The sequence below is a fragment of the Ureibacillus sp. 179-F W5.1 NHS genome, assembly GCF_045369345.1.
GTDB lineage: Bacteria > Bacillota > Bacilli > Bacillales_A > Planococcaceae > Ureibacillus > Ureibacillus halotolerans.
In genome coordinates this window covers 24,298-30,366 of sequence record NZ_JBIQFG010000041.1, presented here as the reverse complement: position 1 = coordinate 30,366, position 6,069 = coordinate 24,298, and the positions used below count along the sequence as shown (strand labels likewise).

Here is a 6,069-nt window from a genome sequence, read left to right as displayed (position 1 = left end):
AGTCTAACAAAATTAGGAGATTGCGTGTTTATTTTTTCTGAATTTTATCTGTACCCCAACAAATATTTTAGAGCCAAAAGTAAAAACAGCTTGCATTTTCCATGCAAGCTGTCTAGTAAACCCTTATCTATAAGAACCCTTTCTGATTCTTCGAGTCATTATTTAACTTACTTTCTATCACCAAAATTGAAAGTATCATCTGTAATTGGGGCTACTTTCGCTTTCGCATAAGTTGAACCCTTTTGCGAGAAGAAGTCATATGTTGACCCTTCATTACGAATACCGTTCATAACGATAGGATTCACTTCTTCTTCCGGGAACATTGGATCAAAACCAACGTTCATAAGCGCTTTGTTGGCGTTATATCGAACATATGACTTAACTTCAGGCGATAATCCCGTTTCTGCATATACATCATCTGTATAAGCCATTTCATTATGATATAAATCTAGCAGTAACTCATATCCCCAAACCTTTAATTCATCCTGTTTTTCAGCAGAAAATTGTTTAAATAAATTTTGGGCGAAGAAGCCAACTGCAACCCCATGGATTGATTCGTCACGTAAAATTAAAGATATTACTTCTGCCGAGTTGCGTAGAATCCCTTGTCCACCTAGATATAACGGATAGAAAAATCCAGAGTAAAATAGGAAAGATTCAAGCATAACGGAAGAGAACATCGCTTTCCATAAAGATTCGGAGTTACCCTCTTCTATGCTATTATAAATGTCGCTAATTTTACTTGCTTTATATTGAAGATATTCATTCTTTTTTACCCATTCAAATAACTCATCAATTTCTGAATTCGTACAAAGGGTTGTGAAAATATAAGAGTAGGATTTAGCATGAATCGCTTCAAAGGCACCAAACACAGTAAATACCGCTTTTTCTTGTAAATCCGTTGCATAAGTGGCGATTTGATTCATCCCAATATTCGTTTGCACCGTATCCAGTAGCGTAAGCCCTGCAAATACCTTCTTATACGTTTCTTGATGCTCGAAACTTTGCCATTGTTTGATATCTTTACTCACAGCTATTTCTTCTGGAAACCAAATTTGCTTCCATTGCTGATCCCAAAAAATTTGTGCTAATTCACTCGTCGGTTTATTCCAATTGACTGCCTCATAAACTAAATTTGACATGCGACACACTCCTCTAATGTTTGTAGACGTTGACGGACATAGTAAACCGATTTAATTCCGCGCGACCATGCGTAAATATAAATTTTCGCTAGTTGCTCCGTTGTCCAAGCATCTGTTACATAAAGAGTCATAGAAATCCCTTGATCGACATGTTTTTGGGCAGCTGCATATAAATCGATTAAATCATAGGCATTCACATCATATGCTTCCACGTAAAGGTGAGCATTATCATTGTTTAAATGGGGCATCGGGTAAATAGTACGACTGTCAGCGTAATCCCGAACCTCCACTCTTTCAGTACAAGGTGCAATAGATGCTGTGCAGCTCCGAATATAAGAGATGCTTCCTGTTGGTGCGATAGCTAATCGATAGGAATGGAACAAGCCGTGTTCCATCACTTCTTCTTTTAGTTTTTGCCACATTTGTTTTGTAATAATAGGCACTTTACCAAGGGCATTTAATACTACCGGAGAAAGTTCTTTTTCTTCCTTCTCCACATATTGTTTAAAGTAAGCACCTGATGCATATTCACTCTCTTCAAATCGATGGAACGTTTCTCCACGCTCTTTTGCAATTTCCATAGATGTTTTTAAAGAATAGTAATTCATTGCTTCCATAAAACAATCGATAAAGTCAACCGAATCCTTTGAACCATAAAGAATTCCTTGAGTCACTAAATGGCCGTGTAAATTCATTGCTCCAAGCCCTACAGAATGCATAATTTTGTTCGCTTTTGCGATAGACGGCACATTTTGAATATATGTCATCTGTGACACATTCGTAAGTAAACGCATTGCTGTATCAACTAATTGTCCAAAATCATCCGTCTTACTTGCTGCATGGATATCGATGGATCCTAAATTACAGGAAACATCTAAGCCGTATTCATTCGGCTCTCCTTGGTCTGTAATGACGCTTGTCTCTTGTACTTGAAGTATTTCCGTACAAAGATTAGACATTTTAACTCGTCCAATATTTTTCAATGGATGAACATCATTTACATTGTCATCAAAAATTTCAAAAGGATAACCCGATTCAAATTGGGCTTTTTTCACTTCTGTATAAAGTCTACGGGCATTCAATCGTTTAATTTTTCTGATATTTGGGTTATCTAGTAATTCATAATACATTTCGGAGATAGATATTTCCGACATGCGTTTCCCATATTCTTTATAAATATCATATGGGCTAAATAATACTATATCTTTATCCCGTTTCATTAATTCAAAGAAAATGCTTGGAATAATAATACCCGTTGAAAGAGTTGCTAATCGTATTTTATCGTCAGCATTTGGCTTCTTCGATGAAATGAAGTTTTCTATATCACCATGGAAAATATTCAAGTATACAACCCCAGAACCATTGCGTTGTCCGAGTTGATTGGAATAACTAAAAGCATTTTCTAACAGCTTGGCCACTGGAATAACGCCACTCGCACGGTTTAATATGCCTTTAATTGGATCACCCAGGGGACGTAAATCCGTTAAGTTAACACCGACGCCTCCACCTAAACGGGATAGCTCTAAACAATACCCAATATTTTCAGCAATACTATTCATCGAGTCATCCATCGATAATTTAAAGCAACTTACTAGTTCCCCACGGGCTCTTTTCCCACTGTTCAATGCTGTTGGAGTAGCAGGTTGGTAAGCTTCCATCATCGCTTCCACCGCTCGTTCAGCAAGGGTTCTATCACCTTGTGCTAAATACAAAGCAATAATCACAATACGATCTTCATATTTTTCTAGAATTTCTTCTCCGTCACGGCTTTTTAATGCATAGCTATCATAAAACTTGCTCGCACTCATAAACGATGGAAAGCGGAAGTTGTAATCGTAAGCCTTTTTATACAATTTTTTAATAAAATCCATATCATACAGCTCGATAAATTCTCTCTCATAGTAACCTTCATCTACTAAGTAACGAATCTTTTCTTCCACGTCGATAAAATAACGTAACCGAACATTTACATACTCTAAAAAGTATCGGCGTGTCGCCTCACGATCCTTTTCTAATTCCAATTGTCCTGTAGAGCTGTAACGATTTAACACATCATTATTTAACTTTAAATATGTCTTCATACAAGTACCCTCGTTTCATAAAACTGTTGAATTGCTTCATAATCTGCTTGGTAACCTCGTAAATCTAATTTACGGACTAAAGGAATTTGATATTTGGCAGCTATTTTGTCCCCGGCACCACCAAAGTTACTTGGTCCAAAATTGCTATTACCACTTACCACTACCCCTTTACAATGGGCTTCATTTTGTTCTAAAAATCGTGATACCTTCATTGGAATATCACCAAAGCCATCTGTATAAGTAACTAATAAATAGGGCTCGTCTATTTGTAAATCCTCTTGAATTTCAATAGACTCTGCTTCTATTTTGGAAACGATATATCTTACGTTTCCTGTGCGACTTGCATATGCAATCATTGATGAACCAACTCGATGTGGGAGATAATTTCATTTACATCCCCAATAAACTTCCCTTCATGTTCTAAAACGGGCACTGTTAAAAAGCCTGCATCTATTAACCGTTGTTTTTCAGTTTCATTATGATCAATATTAATAATTTCTACTTCAAGTCCCGCTTGTTGTATTTCTGTTTTTACCCACATACATTTTGGGCAAATTGTTTTCGTAAATAGTTTCATATAATCCCTCTTTCTTAATCTATTAAATCTATATTTTGTTACTGATTTTAGACAAAGTTTTATATCTTGCCTCAATCAGCTATAACAATATGTAGTTAGAATGTTAAAATAATAAAAGGCTATCTCTTCGAAAAGAAATAGCCTTTATGGAAACGTTCGTAAAAATTGAAAAATGGTAACGTCTCCATTTCTCAATCCCCGAAGAAATGTCATCGCATTTTTATAGGCAGGTCTCCTGGCTTAGCCTCATTCTCCGATTTCCTTCCCATGCATTTGCACAGTGGTATTCAAAATCCTCGTCAGCTTCACAGTTGCGGGGACAGCGTCGGCGTCATGACCGAACTTCCCTTTTAAACTACATATAGTAGTACCTAATAAAAATGAACACAATATATAGTTTTTATCTTCTGGAATTAGTTTAGCATACTCCCCAGGATTATGTAAATGAATAAAATCTGCTTTTCCAATTCGTCACCTTTCAAACCCTCTATTCGCCTTTGTTTTTCATAAAAAAAAATTAAAAAAGATTTGCTGAACGCTCATTCAAATTATGCTATAAAAAAGATATAGGGGTGAGGTTTATGGCGATCACGATTTTAATTACGAGTGACTTACATGGTAGATTGGATCGGTTTGAGCAATTATTTCATCAAATGAAAAGTCTTAAGGCTGACTTAGTCATCGATAATGGTGACTTTTTAGATGGTAGCCCAGCTTCTTTTTATTACAAGCATATAAGTAACAATGAAAATCACCCTATGATTACCCTTGCAAACGAATTGTATGATGTGGCCGTTTACGGTAACCATGAGTTTAACGACCATTTGCCCAATATTAAAAAATTACACTCCCAATTTCGATTTCCTTGGATTAGCTGCAATATTGGAGACTTTTCCAAACCTTATTATACGAAAATCATTCGTGGAAGAAAATTTATTGTCATCGGCGCTACAACTCATTTCACCCCATTATGGGATGAACACGGCTATTTAACCGATCTTTCTTTCCAATCCGCTCTTAAGTCTATTCAACATTGGGTTACTTTTGTAAAGACTTATGAAAAACCCGATTATTTAATCGTCGCCTATCATGGTGGTTTCTCCGAAGACCCTTTAACAGGAGCTATATTTCAAGAACGAATAGGTGAAAACGAGGCAAATGAAATTTTAGAGTTAACGGAAGATATCGACCTCCTTATAACAGGACATCAACATTTATATTTCAATAAGAGAATTCAACAAACATTAACAGTCCAGCCTGCTTCCCACGGAAAAGGCTTTATAGAGATTCAAGTAAATTTTTATGGCGAAACGAAACAAAGTAGTGGTAAATTTCATCCATTAAAAACTGACCATACTTCTTATCCTTCAGAAGTTGAAAGGTGGTTAGATGAGGAAATTACCTATATAGAAAAGGATTATACATACGAAGGGTTATTAAAGGCTAGGTTAACAAGTCACCCTTATATACAGCTTCTTCACGACATGCAGATCAAAGCAACAGGCGCACAAATTTCTGTATGCGACCTCGCTTTCCTTGAAAAGGGAGGATTTAAAGGAAGCATTACGAACCGAGATATCGTATTCAATACGAGGGAACATACCCTAAAAGTCATTTCCTTATTCGGATTTGAAATTAAACAATTAATGGAAAGTAGTGCAGCTGTTTTCGCATTGAATAACGAGGGAAAAATTGACTTTCGTACAAATGTATACCCAAAAACACCCCAACCTTATCAATATGATTTTTGGGGCGGACTCTCTTATACGATTGACATAAGGAATCCCGTTGGAAAACGTGTAAAGAATATTACGTTTAAAGGAGAGCCATTAAAAGACGAGTCAACCTATGAAGTTGTTCTCAACAGTTATCGATTAACTGGCTATGATTTCCCATTATTAAAGAATCGGGAAATTCTTTATGAAACAGCTTATACCGTTTTCTTCCTACTAAAAGGTTATTTAAAAAACTTTATGCCTATTGATGTACCTCATCACGGTTCATTTAAAGTAATTGATTAAATAGGAAAAGCCCTCCAATATTTGGAGGGCCTGGATGATTACTGGTTAATTAGTAGCCACCGTAGCCACCGTTCCAGAAGTAAGCACCAACAATAATTAAAAGGATGAATAAAACGACTAGTAATGCAAAGCCTGAGCCATTACCATAGTCGTTACCGCCATAACCGTATTCACCACCAACGTTTTTACCCAAATCGAACACCTCCTCAAATTCATTTCAATACATCATATGTAATGCTTTTAGTTGG

6 protein-coding genes and 1 riboswitch are annotated in these 6,069 nt (G+C 36.3%); of the genes, 1 reads left to right on the top strand and 5 read right to left on the bottom strand.

Annotation, left to right across the window (positions count from 1 at the left end; all coding sequences use genetic code 11):
- Nucleotides 1–167: 167 nt before the first annotated feature.
- Genes nrdF through ACH0B5_RS14825 form a run of 4 tightly spaced genes read right to left on the bottom strand, consistent with a single transcriptional unit; the run spans nucleotide 168 to nucleotide 3,800 of the window.
- Nucleotides 168–1,142, bottom strand: a complete 975-nt coding sequence (nrdF, locus tag ACH0B5_RS14840) for a class 1b ribonucleoside-diphosphate reductase subunit beta (RefSeq protein ID WP_122973248.1) — start codon at nucleotides 1,140–1,142, stop codon at nucleotides 168–170.
- A complete protein-coding gene (gene nrdE, locus ACH0B5_RS14835) occupies nucleotides 1,130–3,223 on the bottom strand; it encodes a class 1b ribonucleoside-diphosphate reductase subunit alpha (RefSeq protein ID WP_122973249.1) in 2,094 nt (697 codons plus the stop codon). The genes nrdF and nrdE overlap by 13 nt, the downstream gene beginning before the upstream one ends.
- A complete protein-coding gene (gene nrdI / locus ACH0B5_RS14830) occupies nucleotides 3,220–3,579 on the bottom strand; it encodes a class Ib ribonucleoside-diphosphate reductase assembly flavoprotein NrdI (RefSeq protein ID WP_122973250.1) in 360 nt (119 codons plus the stop codon). Before nrdI ends, nrdE begins: the two co-directional genes overlap by 4 nt.
- Nucleotides 3,576–3,800, bottom strand: a complete 225-nt coding sequence (locus ACH0B5_RS14825; protein WP_122973251.1) for a glutaredoxin family protein — start codon at nucleotides 3,798–3,800, stop codon at nucleotides 3,576–3,578. Before ACH0B5_RS14825 ends, nrdI begins: the two co-directional genes overlap by 4 nt.
- A 208-nt stretch (nucleotides 3,801–4,008) precedes the next feature.
- A riboswitch (cobalamin riboswitch) is annotated at nucleotides 4,009–4,191 on the bottom strand.
- Nucleotides 4,192–4,381: 190 nt separating this feature from the next.
- Between ACH0B5_RS14825 and ACH0B5_RS14820 the strand changes: the two genes are divergently transcribed.
- On the top strand, nucleotides 4,382–5,821 hold the full coding sequence (locus ACH0B5_RS14820) for a bifunctional metallophosphatase/5'-nucleotidase (protein ID WP_341362852.1): 1,440 nt from the start codon (nucleotides 4,382–4,384) through the stop codon (nucleotides 5,819–5,821).
- A gap of 49 nt (nucleotides 5,822–5,870) precedes the next feature.
- Here ACH0B5_RS14820 and ACH0B5_RS14815 read toward each other — a convergent pair whose 3' ends face one another.
- Entirely contained in the window at nucleotides 5,871–6,014 is a 144-nt protein-coding gene (locus tag ACH0B5_RS14815; RefSeq protein ID WP_122973253.1) for a YjcZ family sporulation protein, read from the bottom strand.
- Nucleotides 6,015–6,069 lie beyond the last annotated feature (55 nt).